Below are 17628 nucleotides of genomic sequence, written 5' to 3' on the forward strand. Positions count from 1 at the left end.
ATAAGTGCCCGTTGCGGGATGGCGTCTCTCCTTCCGTTCGTCGGGGAGGCGCTCAAGTCCGTTCCTAAAGTTCCTTATCAATTGTCTCCCGGTTGACTCGCATCTGGCAAGGAACCCGCCAAGTTTATCCATGGCGCCCAAGCGAATACAATGGAGCGCTTTCGCCTCGGCTGTCGATCATGACCATTCTCGTTACCGCAGCGGAGCGTTCCTCGCTCCTAAGACGTCTGCTCAAGGAACGCATCCTGTTTCTCGATGGCGCCATGGGTACCATGATCCAGCGCCATAAGCTGGGGGAGGCCGATTACCGGGGCCAGCGTTTCGCCGACTGGCCGCAGGACGTCAAGGGCAACAACGACCTCTTGTCGCTGACCCGTCCGGACGTGATCGAGGCCATCCACTGGGCCTATCTCGAAGCCGGCGCCGACATCCTGGAAACCAACACCTTCAACGCCACCCGCATCAGCATGGCGGATTACGGCATGGAGGCGCTGGTCTACGAGATCAACCTGGCTTCGGCCCGGCTGGCGCGGCAGGCGGCGGACCGCATGAGCCGACAGACGCCGGACCGGCCGCGCTTCGTCGCGGGCGTCCTGGGGCCGACCAGCCGGACCGCCTCGATTTCGCCCTCGGTCAACGATCCGGGCTTCCGCAACATCAGCTTCGACGAACTGGTCGAGGCCTACACCGAGGCCGTGCGTGGCCTGGTCGACGGCGGTGCCGACATCATACTGATCGAGACCATCTTCGATACCCTCAACGCCAAGGCGGCGGTGTTCGCGGTCGAGCAGTTCTTCGAGCAACAGGGCTACAGCCTGCCGGTGATGATCTCCGGCACCATCACCGACGCCTCCGGTCGCACCCTCTCGGGCCAGACCGCCGAAGCCTTCTGGAATTCGCTGCGCCATGCCAGGCCGATCTCGATCGGCCTCAACTGCGCACTCGGCGCCAAGCAGCTCCGTCAGTACATCGAAGAACTTTCCCGCATCGCCGACACCCACGTCTCGGCGCATCCCAACGCGGGCCTGCCCAACGAATTCGGCGAATACGACGAATCGCCCGAGGCGATGGCGCGCGAGATCGCCGACTGGGCCGAACAGGGCTTTCTCAACATCGTTGGCGGCTGCTGCGGCACCACGCCGCCGCACATCGAGGCGATCCACGATGCGGTCGAGCATTTCCCGCCGCGGCGCATTCCCGAGATTCCGCCGGCCTGCCGGCTGGCGGGGCTGGAGCCCTGCAACATCACGGCGGATTCGCTGTTCGTCAACGTCGGCGAGCGCACCAACGTCACCGGCTCGGCGGCTTTCCGGCGCCTGATCCGCGAGGCGAAATACGACGAGGCCCTGGAAGTCGCCCGCCAGCAGGTCGAAAGCGGTGCCCAGGTGATCGACGTCAACATGGACGAGGGCATGCTGGATTCGCGTGCCGCGATGGTGCAGTTCCTCAACCTCATCGCCTCGGAGCCGGACATCGCCCGCGTCCCGGTGATGATCGATTCGTCCAAGTGGGACATTCTGGAAGCCGGGCTCAAGTGCATCCAGGGCAAGGGCATCGTCAACTCGATCTCGCTCAAGGAAGGCGAGGCGGCCTTCCTCCACCACGCACGGCTGGTGCGGCGCTACGGCGCGGCGGTGATCGTCATGGCTTTCGACGAGCAGGGCCAGGCCGACACCCGCGCGCGCAAGGTCGAGATCTGCGAGCGGGCCTACAAACTGCTGACTGAACAGGTCGGCTTCCCGGCCGAAGACATCATCTTCGACCCCAACATCTTCGCGGTGGCGACCGGCATCGAGGAGCACGACCGCTATGGTCTCGACTTCATCGAGGCCGTGGCCGAGATCAAGGCGAGGCTGCCGCATGCGCTGATTTCCGGCGGCGTCTCCAACGTCTCGTTCTCGTTCCGCGGCAACAACCCGGTGCGCGAGGCCATCCACGCGGTGTTCCTGTACCATGCCATCCGTGCCGGGATGGACATGGGGATCGTCAACGCCGGCCAGCTCGCCATCTACGAAGAGGTGCCGGAGGAACTGCGTGACGCGGTGGAGGACGTCATCCTCGCCCGCCGCGAGGACGCCACCGAGCGCCTGCTCGCCATCGCCGACCGCTACCGGGGCGAGGAGGGGGCCGTGGCCGAACGCAAGGCCGACCTGGCCTGGCGCGCGCTGCCGGTGGACAAGCGCCTGGAGCATGCCCTGGTCAAGGGCATCGACGAGTTCATCGAGGCCGATACGGAAGAGGCCCGCCGGCAGTTCGAGCGACCGCTGCACGTCATCGAGGGGCCGCTGATGGCCGGGATGAACGTGGTCGGCGACCTGTTCGGCGCCGGCAAGATGTTCCTGCCCCAGGTGGTCAAGTCGGCCCGGGTGATGAAGAAAGCCGTGGCCTATCTGATGCCGTACATGGACGCCGAGAAGGCCGGGGGCGCCTCCGGCTCCAACGGCAAGATCCTCATGGCGACGGTGAAGGGCGACGTGCACGACATCGGCAAGAACATCGTCGGTGTGGTGCTGCAGTGCAACGGCTTCGAGGTGGTCGATCTGGGCGTGATGGTGGCTTGCGACAAGATATTGCAGACCGCCCGTGAGGAGAACGTCGACGTCATCGGCCTGTCCGGCCTGATCACGCCCTCGCTGGACGAGATGGTGCACGTCGCCAGGGAAATGGAGCGGCTCGGGTTCGAAATCCCGCTCATGATCGGCGGCGCGACGACCTCCCGCGCGCATACGGCCGTGAAGATCGAACCCAATTACCGTGGGCCGACCGTCTACGTGACCGACGCCTCGCGCAGCGTCGGTGTGGCGAGCAGCCTGCTCAGCGCAGACCTGAAGGACGAATTCACCGCCAGGGTGCGCAAGGAATACGAGGAGGTGCGGCAGCATCACGCTGGACGGCGGGCGCAGGGGACTCTATTGAGCCTGGAGCGGGCGAGACGCCGAGCTTTCCACACCGACTGGGCGCATTATGCGCCGCCCAAGCCGCGCCTGCTGGGGCTGGAGGTGTTCGATTCGTACCCGCTCGCGGAGATCGCCGACTACATCGACTGGTCGCCGTTCTTCCATACCTGGGAGCTGGCCGGCAGCTATCCGAAGATATTGGACGACGAGGTGGTGGGCGACCATGCCCGCACCCTGCTGCAGGATGCCCGCGCCATGCTGGCGCTCCTGATCGAGCAGCGCTGGCTCACCGCCCGTGGCGTGATCGGCTTCTTCCCCGCCAATTCGGAAGGGGACGACATCGTGCTGTGGACCGACGACAGCCGTACCGAGCGGCTGGCGGTGCTGCACCATCTGCGCCAGCAGCAGGAGAAACCGGGCGGCCAGCCCGACTACTGCCTGGCGGATTTCATCGCGCCGGTCGGCAGCGGGGTGACGGACTACGTGGGCGGCTTCGCGGTCACCGCGGGGCACGGCATCGAGGCGCAGTTGGAGCGGTTCGCCCGGGCCCACGACGACTACAGCGGCATCATGCTGAAGGCCTTAGCCGACCGACTGGCCGAGGCCTTCGCGGAGCTGATGCACCGGCGGGTGCGGCGGGAGTTCTGGGGCTATGCGCCGGAGGAATCCTTGGGCAACGATCAGCTGATCGCCGAGGAATACCGCGGCATCCGGCCGGCGCCGGGCTATCCGGCCTGCCCCGACCACACCGAAAAGGCCACTTTGTTCCGCCTGCTGGACGCCGAGGCCAACACCGGCATCTCGCTGACCGAAAGCTTCGCCATGTATCCGGCTTCCTCGGTCAGCGGCTGGTATTTCTCGCACGCGTCGGCAAAGTATTTCAACGTCGGCAAGCTCGGCCGCGACCAGGTAGAGGACTACGCCCGCCGCAAGGGGATGGCGGTTCGCGAGGTCGAGCGCTGGCTGGCGCCGAGTCTGGGCTACGATGCCGACTGAGTCCGGCTTGAGCCTGTACGGCACCGCCGGCTGCCATCTGTGCGAGGAGGCCGAGTCGGTGCTGGCGGGCCTGGGGGTGGCGGCGACGGCGGTGGACATCGCCGGCGATGACGATCTGTCGCAGCGGTACGGCATCCGGATTCCGGTGCTGCGGGACGGCGCGGGGCGCGAGCTGGGCTGGCCGTTCGACGCCGAAGCGGTGCGGCGGTTTCTTGGAGGCTGATGACTACGTGCGGACTGGTTCCATGGGGAAGGGAGAATCCTGGGCATAGCGGGCGTCGTTCCGGCCGGGAAGCCGGAACCCAGGGCCATGGAAGGCAAGTTCGGGAATCCACGCACCACACAGCGCAATGCGGGTCCGGCATACTTCCCATCCCCCGGATCAAGTCCGGGGCAAGCTTTGGGAACTGGATGCCGGAGTCCGATCCGGCATGACTGAATCGAAGGGGAATAGAGGCCATGAGTCAGAACGACTATCGCATCGAAAAAGACAGCATGGGCGAACTGCGGGTTCCGGCCTCCGCGCTCTACGCGGCGCAGACCCAGCGCGCCATCGACAATTTTCCGGTGAGCGGCCTGGTTCTGCCGCCGGCGTTCATCCGTGCCGTCGCCCGGATCAAGCAGTGCGCGGCCCGGGTCAACATGGCGCTGCGGCATCTAGAGACCGCCAAGGGCGAGGCGATCGTGGCGGCAGCGGAGGAGGTCATTGCCGGAGCCTATACCGACCAGTTCCCTGTCGACGTGTTCCAGACCGGTTCCGGCACCAGCACCAACATGAACGTCAACGAAGTCCTGGCGACGCTGGCTTCCCGGCGCGCGGGAACGCCAGTGAGCGCCAATGACGACGTCAACATGGGCCAGAGCAGCAACGACGTCATCCCCACGGCGATTCACGTCAGCGCTGCGCTGGCGGTCAACGAACATCTGATCCCGGCACTGGAACACCTGGCGGCGACGATACGCTACAAGGGCGCGGCGCATCCGGACGTGGTGAAGACCGGGCGCACCCATCTGATGGACGCCATGCCGGTGCGGCTGGAGCAGGAGCTTTCCGGCTGGGCGCTGCAGGTCGCCAACGGCGTCGACCGGCTGCGGGCCAGCCTGCCGCGGCTGTACAAGCTGGGGCAGGGCGGCACGGCGGTGGGCACCGGCATCAACGCCGATCCGGCTTTCGCCACCCGCTTCGCCGAAGCCCTGGCCGATGCCACCGGCCTGCCGTTCCGGCCGAACGATTCGTTCTTCGAGAGCCTGAGCTGCCAGGACGCGGCGGTCGAACTGTCGGGCCAGCTCAAGACCATTGCCGTGGGCCTCATGAAGATCGCCAACGATCTGCGCTGGATGAATTCCGGGCCCTTGGCCGGCCTGGGCGAGATCGAGCTGCCCGCGCTCCAGCCCGGCAGCTCCATCATGCCCGGCAAGGTCAATCCGGTGATTCCCGAGGCCGCCTGCATGGTGGCGGCGCAGGTGATCGGGAACGATGCCACCATCACGGTGGCCGGGCAGTCGGGTTCTTTCCAACTCAACGTGATGCTGCCGGTGATCGCCTACAACCTACTGCAGAGCATCGAGCTGCTGGCCAATACGGCCCGACTGCTGGCCGACAAAGCCATCGCCGATTTCCGGGTGCGCGAGGACAATCTGCGCCGTGCTCTGGCGACGAATCCGATCCTGGTCACCGCGCTCAATCCGGTCATCGGCTACATGAAGGCGGCGGAAATCGCCAAGGCCGCCTACCGGACGGGGCGGCCGATCCTGGACGTGGCCATGGAAATGACCGGCATGGCCCGCGAAGAGCTGGAGCGACTGCTCGATCCGGTGGGGCTGACCACCGGGGGCATCCACGGCGTGCCGACCGGCGGGGCGGGCTGATCCTCTGCCTCGACAGCATGACGGACAGCGCCATGGGACTGTTCAATCTGCCCAAGAATTCGGTGGTCCAGCCGGGCAAGACTTATCCGGCGCCGGAAGGCGTCCGGCGCGTGAAGGTCGTCCAGGTCTACCGCTGGGATCCGGATGCGGGTGGAAACCCGCGGCTCGACACCTACCCCATCGACCTGGACCGCTGCGGGCCGATGGTGCTGGATGCCCTGATCAAGATCAAGAACGAGATCGACAGTAGCCTGGCGTTCCGGCGCTCCTGCCGCGAGGGCGTGTGCGGTTCCTGCGCCATGAACATCGACGGCCGCAACACGCTGGCCTGCACCAAGCCCTTGAGCGACTGCGGCGAACCGGTCCGGATCTATCCGCTGCCGCACCAGCCGGTCGTCAAGGATCTGGTGCCGGATCTCACCCATTTCTATGCCCAGTATGCTTCGATCAAACCCTGGATCGAGGCCCAGACCCCGCCGCCCGCGGACCGTGAGCGCCTGCAGAGCAAGGCGGAGCGGGCCGAGCTGGACGGCCTGCACGAATGCATCCTGTGCGCGTGCTGTTCCACCGCGTGCCCGAGCTACTGGTGGAATGGCGACCGCTTCCTGGGGCCGGCCGCCCTGCTCCAGGCCTACCGCTGGATCGCCGACAGCCGGGACGAAACCACCGGCGAGCGCCTGGATGCGCTGGAAGACCCCTTCAAGCTGTTCCGCTGCCACACCATCATGAACTGCACCGAGGCCTGCCCGAAGGGCCTCAATCCGGCGCGGGCGATCGCCGAGATCAAGAAGCTGCTGGTCGAGCGCCAAAAATGAACGGACAGGGCCGGCTGCTGTGGCGCTGCCGCCGGGGGATGGCCGAACTGGACCGGATACTCGCGCTTTATGTGGACGGCGGTTACCGGCATGCGGACGCCGCCGAGCGGCATGCGTTCGAGCGCCTCTTGGACATGCAGGACACCGAACTCTGGCGTTGCCTGACCGGCCTAGCCCGTCCCGAAGATCCGGCGCTGGCCGCCATGGCGGCCAAACTCCGCGCTCTCGCCACCGGTGAGCGTGCGGCATGCTGACCGTGGAACCGGTTCCCTCGCGTATTCATTCGCTGGCCACGTGCGCCGTCGGCCTGTTGGCTTGCGCCGGCATCTGGATCGCGGGAATTCCGCTGCCGGCCAAGCTGGGCGTCACCATGGGCCTGGCGGGCTACGCCGCGCTCCTCCGGGGTCGCCGGGGTTTCGGCGCGCGTCTCGACGGCACGGGCGGCTGGAGCTTGATTTCTTCCGGCGGAGAGACGTACCCGGCGAAGCTGATGGGCTCGAGTTTCGCGTCCTCCCTCTGCGTGGTGCTGCATTTCTCGACGGCGCACGGCCGGGTTGCGGTCCCCGTGTTCAGGGACAGCGTCGACGCCGAAACCTATCGCCGCCTCCGCGTCCAGCTGCGCTGCGGCGCGATGTCGCAACAAAGCCGGAACGCCGGCCTTCTCCATTGAAGCAGCGCCGATGAGCCGTCTCCGCATCTGCCGTTCCCCCGCCGCCGCCCATCCGCTTCCGCCCGCCGGTCGGCCGGATGCGGCATTGCACGCCCGCTTGTCCGATGCGATGCGGCGTCATCTCTCGCCCGCCGCCGCAACCCTCCTGGCCGAGCCCGTGCCGAGCGGGGACGGCGAATGGATCGACTGGTACACCTCGCTGGCGGGCCAGCCCGTTCCATTGCACGCTCTGGGCGGGGAGGCCTTACGGCGTGCGCGCAACCTGCTGGAGGACCGCATCCAGGCCATGCTGGCGCTGGCGGAGCGGCTGGCTCCCGCCGATCCGGACCTGGCTGATGCAATGCGCCTGGCGGCGGGTTTTCCCGATGAGTCCGCGGTCTATGTAGTCGATGGCCAGCCAGTACTGACGTTCTGGGGCTACGGTGCCGCGACACGGACTGAGCCTGCCGCTTCGGCTTCCGGTCGGTCGTCGGCGAAGCTTTTCCGCCGGCTGTGGCTGGCCATGGCCGGCCTGATTCTGGCCGCCGCTCTGGGGTGGGCCGGTTTCCGTTTCGACTTGTGGCGCTGGCCGCCCTGGGGGCCGGATTACGCCGCCATGCTCGCTGCCGAAAGGGAGGCCGGCGACGGCCTGCGACGTGCCCTGCTCGAACGCCAGTCCGATCTGGCGCGTGCCCTGGGCCAATGCGCGCTCGAGGCCCAGCGTGACGCCTTGGCGCAGGAAGGGGAACTGTTGGCCGGGAGGCTGGAGGCGCTGACGGCCGAGTTGGCCGGAAGCCTGGAGACTTGCCGGGACGAGGCAGCGCTGGACGCCTTGTCGAAGGAGCGTGACGCACTGCACGGCCAACTCGCGGGACTGCAGCGGGAGCTGGGAGCCGCGCTGGAAAAGTGCAGCGGCGCCAAACTGAGCGCCGAGTCGGCCCGGTTGCGCGCCAGGCTGGCGGCGTTGCAGGGGAGGCTCGCCGACAAACTGGCCGCCTGCGGCAAGAAACTGCCCGCCAAGACCGCCGAAACGACCTCGCCGCCCGCCGTCTCGCCTATTCCGGAAGCCTCGCCCAACCCCGTCAAGCCAGCCGAGGGCCTGCCGCCCTGTCCCGGTGAACGCCCCCCCGAGGATGCGCCGGACGTCGCGATCGTGCTCGATGCTTCCGGCAGCATGCGCATTCCCGCCGTCCTCGACGGGAACAGCGCCCAGCTCATCGCCCGCTTCGAGCGCTGCATGATGGACAGCGGGATGCTCGCCCCCGTGGTCTGTGCGGACCTCATCGGTGCCTACGAATCGATCACCCAGGCCGGCCGCGGCCCCACCCGGCTGATGGCGGCCCAGCGCGCGGTGAACAACGTCGTGACCGGCCTGCCGGGCGACGTCGACGTCGGGCTGGTGGTCCTGGAGGACTGCCCCGAGGCTTCCGATTACGGCATGTACGACGGCGCCCGCCGGGGGCAGCTCCTGCGGCGGGTCAACGGCCTGATTCCGCGCAAGGGCACGCCGCTGGGCAACGGCATCGTGCGGGCCGCGAACAAGGTGGACGGCGTGCGGGCGCCGGCGGTCATGGTCGTCGTGTCGGACGGCAAGGACAGTTGCAACGCGGACCCCTGCTCCATCGCCGCGGCGGTCAAAGCCGCCAAGCCCAAACTCAAGATCAACGTGGTGGACATCGTCGGTGACGGCGCCGTGAGCTGCATCGCGAGGGCCACGGGTGGCGACGTACTCACCCCCAGGTCGGGCATGAGCCTGGACCAGATGGTGCGGCAGGCCGCGAAGGATGCCGAGAAGCCGGAACATTGCAAGTAGCCGTATCGAGGGCGAGCGCCTGGGCCACTTCCGCTATTCGTTGGCGACGATCTGGATGGAGTCGTCCTTGGGCGCGTATTTGTCGATGCCGCCCTGTTCGCTGAGCTTGATCATCAAGCGCACTTCGTTCTTGGAGTCGGCGGAGTAGAGGGCATCCTCGTAGCCGATCCTGCCCGCCTTGAACAGTTCGAACAGCGCCTGGTCGAAGGTCTGCATGCCCAGTTCGCGCGACTGCTTCATGACCTCCTTGAGCTTGTGGACCTCTCCTTGGCGGATCAGGTCGGAGACCAGGGGCGTGTTGATGAGGATTTCCACCGCCGGATAGCGTCCCTTGCCGTCGGCGCGCTTGACGAGCTGCTGGGCGATGATGGCGCGGAGGTTCAGCGACAGGTCCATGAACAGCTGCGGATGCATGTCTTCCGGAAAGAAATGGAGGATGCGGTCCAGCGCCTGGTTGGCGTTGTTGGCGTGCAGGGTGCTCAGACAGAGATGGCCGGTTTCGGCGAAGGTGATGGCCTGCTGCATGGTCTCGCGGGTGCGGATCTCGCCGATGAGGATCACGTCCGGTGCCTGCCGCAGAGTGTTCTTCAGCGCGACTTCGTAGGATTCGGTGTCGATGCCGACCTCGCGCTGGGTGACGATGCAGCCCGCGTGCGGGTGTACGAACTCCAGGGGATCCTCGATGGTGATGATGTGGCCGCTGGAGTGCTCGTTGCGGTACTTGAGCAACGCCGCCAGCGAAGTGGACTTGCCGGTGCCGGTCGCGCCCACGAACAGGATCAGGCCGCGCTTGGTCATGACCAGGTCGTTGAGGATGGACGGCAGATCGAGCTGTTCCACGGTGGGAATCTCGGTCTCGATCCGGCGCAGCACCATGCCGGGACTGTTCCGCTGGACGAAGGCGCTGACCCGGAACCGGCCCAGCCCGGCCGCCGAGAGGGCGAAGTTGCATTCGTTGGTGTTTTCGAACTCGTCGCGCTGGCGCTGGTTCATGATGCCGAGGACGAGCTGGCGCACCTGTTCGGCGCTCAGTTTGGTGCTGGACAGCGGCACGATGGTGCCGTTGACCTTCATGCAGGGCTCCTTGGCCGCGGTGATGAAGAGATCGGACGCTTTCTTCAGCACCATCAGTTTGAGCAGCGATTCGAATTCCATGGTGGAGCTCCGGGCTAGAACGCGGCCTTGTTGACGGCGATTTCGCGGGCGACCTGGCGGGTGATGACCCCTTTTTCCACCAGTTCCTGGAGGTGCTGGTCCAGGGTCTGCATGCCGTCCTTGCGGCCGGTCTGGATCGTCGAGTACATCTGGGCGACTTTGGCCTCCCGGATCAGGTTGCGGATGGCCGGGGTGCCGACCATGATTTCCCAGGCCGCGGTCCGGCCGCCGCCGGCTTTCTTGACGAGCGCCTGCGAAATCACGGCTTGCAGCGATTCCGACAGCATGGAGCGGATCATCTCCTTTTCCGCGGCGGGGAATACGTCGACGATGCGGTCGATGGTCTTGGCGGCGGAACTGGTGTGCAGGGTGCCGAACACCAGGTGGCCGGTCTCGGCCGCGGTGAGCGCCAGGCGGATGGTTTCGAGATCGCGCATTTCACCCACCAGGATCACGTCCGGGTCTTCGCGCAGTGCCGAGCGCAAGGCTTCGTTGAAGCCCAAGGTGTTGCGGTGCACCTCGCGCTGGTTGATCAGGCATTTCTTGCTTTGGTGCACGAATTCGATGGGGTCTTCGATGGTCAGGATGTGGGAATAGTCGTTGGAGTTGATGTAGTCGATCATGGCCGCCAGCGTGGTGGACTTGCCCGACCCCGTGGGTCCGGTGACCACGATCAGTCCGCGCGGCTGGCGGGTGACGTCCTGGAAGAATTTCGGGCAGCCCAGTTCCTCCAGCGTGAGGACTTTGGATGGAATGGTCCGGAACACGGCCGCCGCGCCCCGGTCCTGGTTGAAGGCGTTGACGCGGAAACGCGCGACGCCGGGCAGTTCGAACGAGAAGTCGGTTTCCAGGAATTCCTCGAAGTCGCGCCGCTGCTTGTCGTTCATGATGTCATAGACCAGGGCGTGGACTTCCTTGTGCTCCAGCGGCGGCACGTTGATGCGCCGGATGTCGCCGTCGACGCGGATCATCGGCGGCAGCCCCGAGGAAAGGTGCAGGTCTGAGGATTTGTTTTTGACCGAGAAGGCGAGCAGTTCGGCGATATCCATCGGGCGCAGTCGGGTAAAATTCGGAACGGAAAGTATAGCCAACGGTGGGTGGGATGCTGGAACTCCAGGAGAATTTGCAGGCGGTGCGGTGGAGAATCCGGGAGGCGGAGCTGGCTTGCGGCCGTCCGGAAGGCTCGGTGCGGCTGCTGGCCGTCTCGAAAACCCAGCCCGCCGCGGTGTTGCGCGCGGCTTATGGATTGGGCCAGCGGGAGTTCGGCGAAAATTATCTGCAGGAAGCCATGGAGAAACAGGACGCCCTCGCCGATCTCGACATCCTCTGGCACTTCATCGGTCCGATCCAGTCGAACAAGACTCGGCCCATCGCCGAGCGCTTCGACTGGGTGCACGGAATCGACCGCCTGAAAATCGCCCAGCGCCTCAGCGACCAGCGCCCGGAGGAAATGGCGCCATTGAATGTCTGCATCCAGGTCAACATCGGCGGGGAGTCGACCAAATCCGGCGTGGCGCCGGCCGGTCTGGCCGGGCTGGCGCATGCGGTCGCCGCCCTGCCGCGGCTGCGCCTTCGGGGCCTGATGGCGATTCCGGCGCCGACCGCCGATGTGGGGGAGCAGCACGCCGCTTTCCGCCGCCTGCGGGAACTGATGGATGGACTGGACATGCCGGAACTCGATACGCTGTCCATGGGCATGTCCGATGACCTGGAGGCGGCGGTGGCGGAAGGGGCAACCCTGGTGCGCATCGGAACCGCGATTTTCGGCCGCCGTCCGCGCGCCAAGGCGTGAGCTTAGGATTCCGGCATGGCATGCAGCAAATTATGATAATTGAAGTTTTTCAGTCGGGAGGGCAGGGATAATGAAACACAAGACGCTGGGGTTCATCGGGGCCGGCAATATGGCCTCGAGCCTGGTGGGAGGGCTGGTGGCCGACGGTTACCCGGCTCGCGATATCTGGGTGTCGGATGTGGATGAGGCCAAGCTGGACGCGCTTTCGCTGAAATTCGGCGTGAACGTGAGCGGAGACAACCGGCGGGTGGCCGGGCTGGCGGAAATCCTGGTCCTGGCCGTGAAGCCGCAGATCCTCCGCGGAGTGGCGGAAGGCGTGGCGGACATCGTTGCGGAAACCCGGCCGCTGGTGCTGTCGGTCGCGGCCGGCGTCGGCGAGTCCGCCATCGACCGCTGGCTCGGCGGCGGCCAAGCCATCGTCCGCTGCATGCCGAACACTCCCGCGTTGGTCAAGAGTTCCGCGACCGCCCTGCATGCGAACGGCAAGACGGCCTCGGCCCAGCGCAGCGAGGCCGAGAGCATCCTGCGTGCCGTCGGCGTGACCGTCTGGGTCGAGCGGGAGGAAGCGTTGGACGCCGTCACGGCGATTTCCGGTAGCGGACCGGCCTACTTTTTCCTGCTCATGGAAGCGATGGAAAACGCCGCGGCCGGCCTGGGTCTCGATCCCGAGACCGCGCGCCTCCTGGTGCAGCAGACGGCGCTCGGGGCCGCCCGCATCGCCATCGAGTCCGAAGAAGGTCCGGCCCAGCTGCGGCAGCGGGTCACCTCCCCCAAAGGGACGACCGAGCAGGCCATCGGCGTGTTCGAGGAACGAGGGCTGCGTGAGATCGTGCGGGATGCCGTATCGGCCGCTCACGCCAGAGCGATCGAGCTGGCACGGGAACTGGGGGCTTGAGTGATGGACTTGGGCTATCTCGTCAATCCCGCGGTGTTTCTGGTGGAAACACTGTTCGGCCTCTACGTTCTCGCCGTGGTCCTGCGGTTCCTGCTGCAATGGACCGGTGCGGACTATTACAACCCCATATCGCAATTTCTGGTCAAGGTGACCCATCCGCCGCTCAGGCTGCTGCGGCGTTTCATTCCGGCCATTGGCCGGGTCGACACCGCCTCGCTGGTCCTGATGCTGGCGCTGCAGATGCTGGCAAGCTATCTGGTGTTTCTGCTTCAGGGCACAGCCGCCGTTTCGGTTGCGGCCCTGGCGGTGTGGTCGGTTCACGATCTGCTCGATCTCGTATTCAACGTCTTTTTCTTCTGCATCATCGCCCGCGCCTTGCTGAGCTGGTTCGGGCGGATGCCCTACAATCCGGCCGCCTCCCTCCTCACCGGCTTGACCGAGCCGTTGCTGCGCCGCAGCCGCCGCCTGCTGCCGCCGGCCGGCGGGCTCGATCTTTCCCCGCTCGTGCCGCTGATCGGCATCCAGTTGGCCAGGATGCTGATCCTGCCGCCGCTCCAGCAGTTGGCGGCGCTTTTGAACTGACGCGGCAACGGCCGGCCCTGTTCCGGCGAGAGACGATGGCGCCTCTTCTCCCGGAAGAGGCTGAAGGAAAACCCAGACGTCCGAGGAGCGCGCCGGGGCAGGATGCGCGGGGCGGACACCTGAATGGCGGCGGCAAATGGACTACCTGATCCTTGGTTTGGGTGTTGCTTTCGTTCTAACCGCGCTGGCCTGCGCGTTCCGGATGACGCCCAAGCGGGCCGAGGAAGCACTGCGGCGGAGCGCTTTCCACCTGCGCGAGGCGCAGCGGGTGGCCAATCTCGGCAGTTGGGAACTCGATGTGGCGGAAGGCCGGCTGGAATGGTCGGATCAGGTCTTCCGGATTTTCGAGATCGATCCCGAACGGTTCGGAGCGTCCTACGAGGCGTTTCTCGCCCTCGTGCATCCCGACGACAGGGAGGCGGTCGACGCGGCTTACCGCCGCTCGGCCGCCGACAGGCAGCCCTACGAAATCGTCCATCGGCTGCTCATGCCGGACGGCCGCATCAAATATGTCCGGGAACGCTGCGAAACCTTTTACGGTGATGTCGGCCGGCCTCTGCGGTCGGTGGGGACGGTGCAGGACATCAGCGAGCAGCGCAGGCTGGAGGACGGCAGCCGCCTGCTGGCGGCCATCGTGGAAGCCAGTGACGATGCGGTCATCGGCGCCAGCCTCGAAGGGATCGTCGTCAGTTGGAACCGGGCGGCGGAACGGATTTACGGTTATTCCGCGGGCGAGATCATCGGCCAGTCCGTGACACGTCTCTGTCCTCCCGACCGGCGGGAAGAGGTCCGGAACCTCATCGCCCGCGTCGGGCAAGGCGAGCATTTCGTCCAGTTCGAATCGGTCCGGCGGAGGAAAGACGGAACGGCCTTTCCGGTCTCCCAGACCGTGTTTCCGTTCCACGATTCCGCGGGCCGGACGGCCGGCGTCGCCGCGATTTCCCGCGACATCACCGAGCGCCGGCGGGTCGAAAAGGAAAACAAGGAGCGGTTCGATCTCGCCGAGGCGGTGTTCAACCACAACGTGGGATGCCTTGCCATCCTCGACCGCGATTTCAATTTCGTCCGGGTCAATCCCGCCTATGCGCGCGCATGCCGCCGGGACGTTTCCGAATTCGCGGGCCGCAACCATTTCGAACTCTATCCTTCCGAGGCCCTTTCGATCTTCGAGGAGGTCGTACGCAGCGGAATCCGCTACGAAACGTTCGCGCGGCCATTCGTATTTCCCGATCAGCCGGAGCGGGGAACGACCTATTGGGACTGGAGTCTGGTGCCTATCCTGGATGGGGAAGGAAGGGTGGAATATCTGGTCCTATCGCTGTACGAGGTGACCGGACGCGAGCGCGCCGAAGAGCAGCTGCGCCTGGCCGGGGTGGCGTTCAGCCATACCCGCGACGCCGTGATGATCACCGACGCCCAGGGGACGATCGTGTCGGTCAATCAGGCTTTCGAGAGCATCACCGGCTACCCGTCCGGGGCGGCGCTCGGGAAGAATCCGCGGCTGCTGAACTCGGGACAGAACGATGCCGAGTTCTACGCCCAGTTCTGGCACACGCTGCGGACCGAAGGCTACTGGAGCGGGGAAATCTGGAACCGGCACCGCGACGGCCATATTTTCCCGGCGTGGCAGTCGATATCGGCGGTCAAGGGCGGTGATGGCCGCACGACGCACTACGTCAGCATTTTTACCGACATCACCGAGTTCAAGCAGGCCGAGGCGCAGATCCGCTACCTTTCCTATCACGACGACCTGACCGGTCTGCCGAACCGGGCCTTCTTCCAGGTACGGCTGGACCAGCTCATCGAAGCGGCGGAACGGGACCGGAGCCGGATCGCCTTGCTGGTGCTCGATCTGGATCATTTCAAGACCATCAACGATTCGCTGGGGCACAGCGTGGGCGACCAACTGCTGCTGCAGGTGGCCGACCGTCTCAAGGCCAATGCCGACCTGGGGGACACCGTGGCGCGCCAGGGCGGGGACGAATTCATCATCGCGCTGGCGAACTGCGATGCGACGCGGGCGGCTCATGTCGCGGACGACATCGTGTCGGCCGTCGCGAAACCCTATGCCGTCGGCGGCCAGACACTCGTCGTGACGCCGAGCCTCGGCATCAGCCTTTATCCCCACGACGCCGCCGACGCGGAGAGTCTGATCAAGAGCGCGGATGTCGCCATGTACCATGCGAAGTCTCTGGGCCGCAACACCTACCAATTCTTCTCGGCGGAGATGAGCGCCGTGGCCGCCGAGCGGCTTGCCCTGGAAACCGCATTGCACCAGGCCGTGTCGAACTGGGAGTTTCGGCTTTACTATCAGCCGCAGATCGAGGTGTCTTCCCGCCGGCTGGTCGGCCTGGAAGCGCTGATCCGTTGGCGGCATCCGGAGATGGGCTGGGTGCCGCCGCTGCGTTTCATCCCGGTGGCCGAAGAAACCGGCTTCATCAATCAGATCGGCCGGTGGGTGCTGGAAGAAACCTGCCGCCAGCAGCGCGAGTGGCAGGCCGCTGGCCTCAGCATCGTTCCCGTCGCGGTCAACCTGTCGCCGCTGCAGTTGCAGAAGGGCGATTTCCTGGAGCAGCTCGAAGCATTGCTGGCTTCCAGCGGACTCGCGCCCGATTTCCTCGAACTCGAGCTGACCGAGACCGCGGTGATGCGCGAAGCGGGGCGAATGGCGGAAACGTTGCGGAAACTGAAGGCGCGCGGCACACGTTTTTCCATCGACGACTTCGGCACCGGCTACAGTTCACTCGGGCGCCTGCACCGTTTTCCGGTCGACAAGCTGAAGATCGACCAGTCCTTCATTCGCGACGTGACGCGCATGGAAGACCACGCCACAATCACCCGGGCCATCATCGCACTGGCGAAGCAACTGCACTTGAAGGTTCTTGCCGAAGGCGTGGAGACGGCGGAGCAGCTCGAATTCCTCGAGGAGGCGGGGTGCGACGAGGTGCAGGGGTTCTATTTCAGCCGTCCGATACCGGCGGCCGAGGTCGTGCCGTGGCTGGAGCGCGCATCATCCTTTCCGGTCGCCTAAACACGCATCAGGCGGCCAGTCTCCGCACCCCCAGCGCCTTCTTGCTTTGTCCCAGATGCCATAAGTCGTAGGCGGCTTGGTGCGCCAACCAGCTTTCCGCGCTTTTGCCAAACGCCATTTCCAACCGCAGAGCCATTTCCGGACTGATGCCGGCTTTACCATTCACCAATTCGGACAGCGTCTTGCGGGATACGTTGAGTGCGGATGCAGCTTCCGTGACGGTAAGATTCGCCGGCTTGAGCCACATTTCCTTCAGGATCTCCCCTGGATGGGGAGGGTTGTGCATACGCATGGTCTGGCTCCTCAGTGATAGTCCAGATAATCGACCACATCGGCGTTTTTCGTCCTCGAAACGGAAAATCAGGCGCCGTGGCCGGTACCGTTCGCACCGCTATCGGGTGCGGAACCGCTCCGGCGCCGGTAAACCAGATCCCACACCCCATGGCCCAGCCGCTGGCCGCGGCTTTCGAACTTGGTCAGCGAGCGGTACGGCGGGCGTTCGCTGAAGCGCCCGTCCGGTGCCTGGTTGGTCAGCAGTTCGCAGCCGTTCAATACCTCCAGCATCTGCATCGCATAATCCTCCCAGTCGGTGGCGGCATGGAACACGCCCGCCGGCGCCAGGCGGGAGGCGGCCAGCCGGGCGAATTCCGGCGAAATCAGGCGGCGCTTGTGGTGCCGCTTCTTGTGCCAGGGATCGGGGAAGAACACCAGGATGCGCGCCAGGCTCGACTCCGGAACGCGCTTTTCAAGCAATTCGATGGCATCGGTCCGGAATACCCGGACGTTCTCCAGCCCGCGCCGGTCCAGCTCGATCAGGAGATGGCCGACGCCGGGGGGATGGACTTCCGCGCCGATGAAGTCCTCTTCGGGCAGACTCTGTGCCATCGCCGCCAGGCTCTCGCCGTTGCCGAAGCCGATCTCCAGGGTGAGCGGCGCCCTTCGGCCGAATACGGCCACCGGGTCGAACGGCGCGTCCGGGTCCAGGCCGTAGCGCGGCCATAGGTTTTCCAGGGCATTCTTCTGAGAGGCGGTGATGCGGCCTTGCCGGAGCACGAAGCTGCGGATGCGGCGGGGCGGGGAGGGGTTCTCGGGTTCGGTCATGAATTCAAAGTTCGGAAGGATCGTGCCAGCTTG

15 protein-coding genes are annotated in these 17628 nt (G+C 65.7%); 11 read left to right on the top strand and 4 right to left on the bottom strand.

The window, feature by feature from the left end:
• Nucleotides 1–179 precede the first annotated feature (179 nt).
• From metH to ABZN20_RS02325, 7 genes are all read left to right on the top strand, one after another.
• Nucleotides 180–3893: a methionine synthase gene (gene metH, locus ABZN20_RS02295; RefSeq protein ID WP_218806514.1), complete on the top strand. Its 3714-nt coding sequence runs from the start codon at nucleotides 180–182 to the stop codon at nucleotides 3891–3893.
• The gene (locus ABZN20_RS02300; RefSeq protein ID WP_218806515.1) at nucleotides 3883–4116 is read left to right on the top strand and encodes a glutaredoxin family protein; all 234 of its coding nucleotides are present in this window, start codon (nucleotides 3883–3885) and stop codon (nucleotides 4114–4116) included. Before metH ends, ABZN20_RS02300 begins: the two co-directional genes overlap by 11 nt.
• Nucleotides 4117–4352: 236 nt before the next feature.
• Nucleotides 4353–5762, top strand: coding sequence for a class II fumarate hydratase (locus ABZN20_RS02305; protein WP_218806516.1), 1410 nt, complete (start codon nucleotides 4353–4355; stop codon nucleotides 5760–5762).
• A gap of 32 nt (nucleotides 5763–5794) precedes the next feature.
• Nucleotides 5795–6577 (top strand): succinate dehydrogenase iron-sulfur subunit, encoded by a 783-nt coding sequence (locus ABZN20_RS02310; RefSeq protein ID WP_367027526.1) that lies wholly within the window; start codon nucleotides 5795–5797, stop codon nucleotides 6575–6577.
• On the top strand, nucleotides 6574–6831 hold the full coding sequence (locus ABZN20_RS02315; protein WP_218806517.1) for a succinate dehydrogenase assembly factor 2: 258 nt from the start codon (nucleotides 6574–6576) through the stop codon (nucleotides 6829–6831). The genes ABZN20_RS02310 and ABZN20_RS02315 overlap by 4 nt, the downstream gene beginning before the upstream one ends.
• The gene (locus ABZN20_RS02320; RefSeq protein WP_367026636.1) at nucleotides 6825–7247 is read left to right on the top strand and encodes a protein YgfX; all 423 of its coding nucleotides are present in this window, start codon (nucleotides 6825–6827) and stop codon (nucleotides 7245–7247) included. The genes ABZN20_RS02315 and ABZN20_RS02320 overlap by 7 nt, the downstream gene beginning before the upstream one ends.
• Before the next feature lie 10 nt (nucleotides 7248–7257).
• Nucleotides 7258–9039: a VWA domain-containing protein gene (locus ABZN20_RS02325; protein ID WP_218806519.1), complete on the top strand. Its 1782-nt coding sequence runs from the start codon at nucleotides 7258–7260 to the stop codon at nucleotides 9037–9039.
• Nucleotides 9040–9072: 33 nt separating this feature from the next.
• Here the strand turns inward: ABZN20_RS02325 and ABZN20_RS02330 are convergent, their stop codons facing one another.
• Together ABZN20_RS02330 and ABZN20_RS02335 are read right to left on the bottom strand one after the other, a co-directional pair.
• The gene (locus ABZN20_RS02330; protein ID WP_218806520.1) at nucleotides 9073–10194 is read right to left on the bottom strand and encodes a PilT/PilU family type 4a pilus ATPase; all 1122 of its coding nucleotides are present in this window, start codon (nucleotides 10192–10194) and stop codon (nucleotides 9073–9075) included.
• 14 nt (nucleotides 10195–10208) lie between these two features.
• Entirely contained in the window at nucleotides 10209–11243 is a 1035-nt protein-coding gene (locus tag ABZN20_RS02335; RefSeq protein ID WP_218806521.1) for a type IV pilus twitching motility protein PilT, read from the bottom strand.
• A gap of 53 nt (nucleotides 11244–11296) precedes the next feature.
• On the opposite strand from ABZN20_RS02335, the gene ABZN20_RS02340 reads away from it, so the two are divergent.
• The 4 genes from ABZN20_RS02340 to ABZN20_RS02355 all read left to right on the top strand — a co-directional run bounded on the left by ABZN20_RS02340 (nucleotide 11297) and on the right by ABZN20_RS02355 (nucleotide 16494).
• A complete protein-coding gene (locus tag ABZN20_RS02340; RefSeq protein ID WP_218806522.1) occupies nucleotides 11297–11986 on the top strand; it encodes a YggS family pyridoxal phosphate-dependent enzyme in 690 nt (229 codons plus the stop codon).
• 70 nt (nucleotides 11987–12056) lie between these two features.
• Nucleotides 12057–12881, top strand: a complete 825-nt coding sequence (gene proC, locus ABZN20_RS02345) for a pyrroline-5-carboxylate reductase (RefSeq protein WP_218806523.1) — start codon at nucleotides 12057–12059, stop codon at nucleotides 12879–12881.
• Between the two features lie 3 nt (nucleotides 12882–12884).
• Nucleotides 12885–13463, top strand: coding sequence for a YggT family protein (locus tag ABZN20_RS02350; RefSeq protein WP_218806524.1), 579 nt, complete (start codon nucleotides 12885–12887; stop codon nucleotides 13461–13463).
• Nucleotides 13464–13599: 136 nt separating this feature from the next.
• Nucleotides 13600–16494, top strand: a complete 2895-nt coding sequence (locus ABZN20_RS02355; protein ID WP_218806525.1) for an EAL domain-containing protein — start codon at nucleotides 13600–13602, stop codon at nucleotides 16492–16494.
• A gap of 7 nt (nucleotides 16495–16501) precedes the next feature.
• Here ABZN20_RS02355 and ABZN20_RS02360 read toward each other — a convergent pair whose 3' ends face one another.
• Both ABZN20_RS02360 and trmB read right to left on the bottom strand, forming a co-directional pair.
• A complete protein-coding gene (locus ABZN20_RS02360) occupies nucleotides 16502–16786 on the bottom strand; it encodes a HigA family addiction module antitoxin (protein WP_218806526.1) in 285 nt (94 codons plus the stop codon).
• Between the two features lie 68 nt (nucleotides 16787–16854).
• Complete coding sequence (trmB, locus tag ABZN20_RS02365; RefSeq protein WP_218806527.1) at nucleotides 16855–17595, bottom strand: tRNA (guanosine(46)-N7)-methyltransferase TrmB; 741 nt, start codon at nucleotides 17593–17595, stop codon at nucleotides 16855–16857.
• Between the last annotated feature and the right edge of the window lie 33 nt (nucleotides 17596–17628).

It is taken from the genome of Methylococcus sp. ANG, assembly GCF_040730495.1.
Lineage (GTDB): Bacteria > Pseudomonadota > Gammaproteobacteria > Methylococcales > Methylococcaceae > Methylococcus.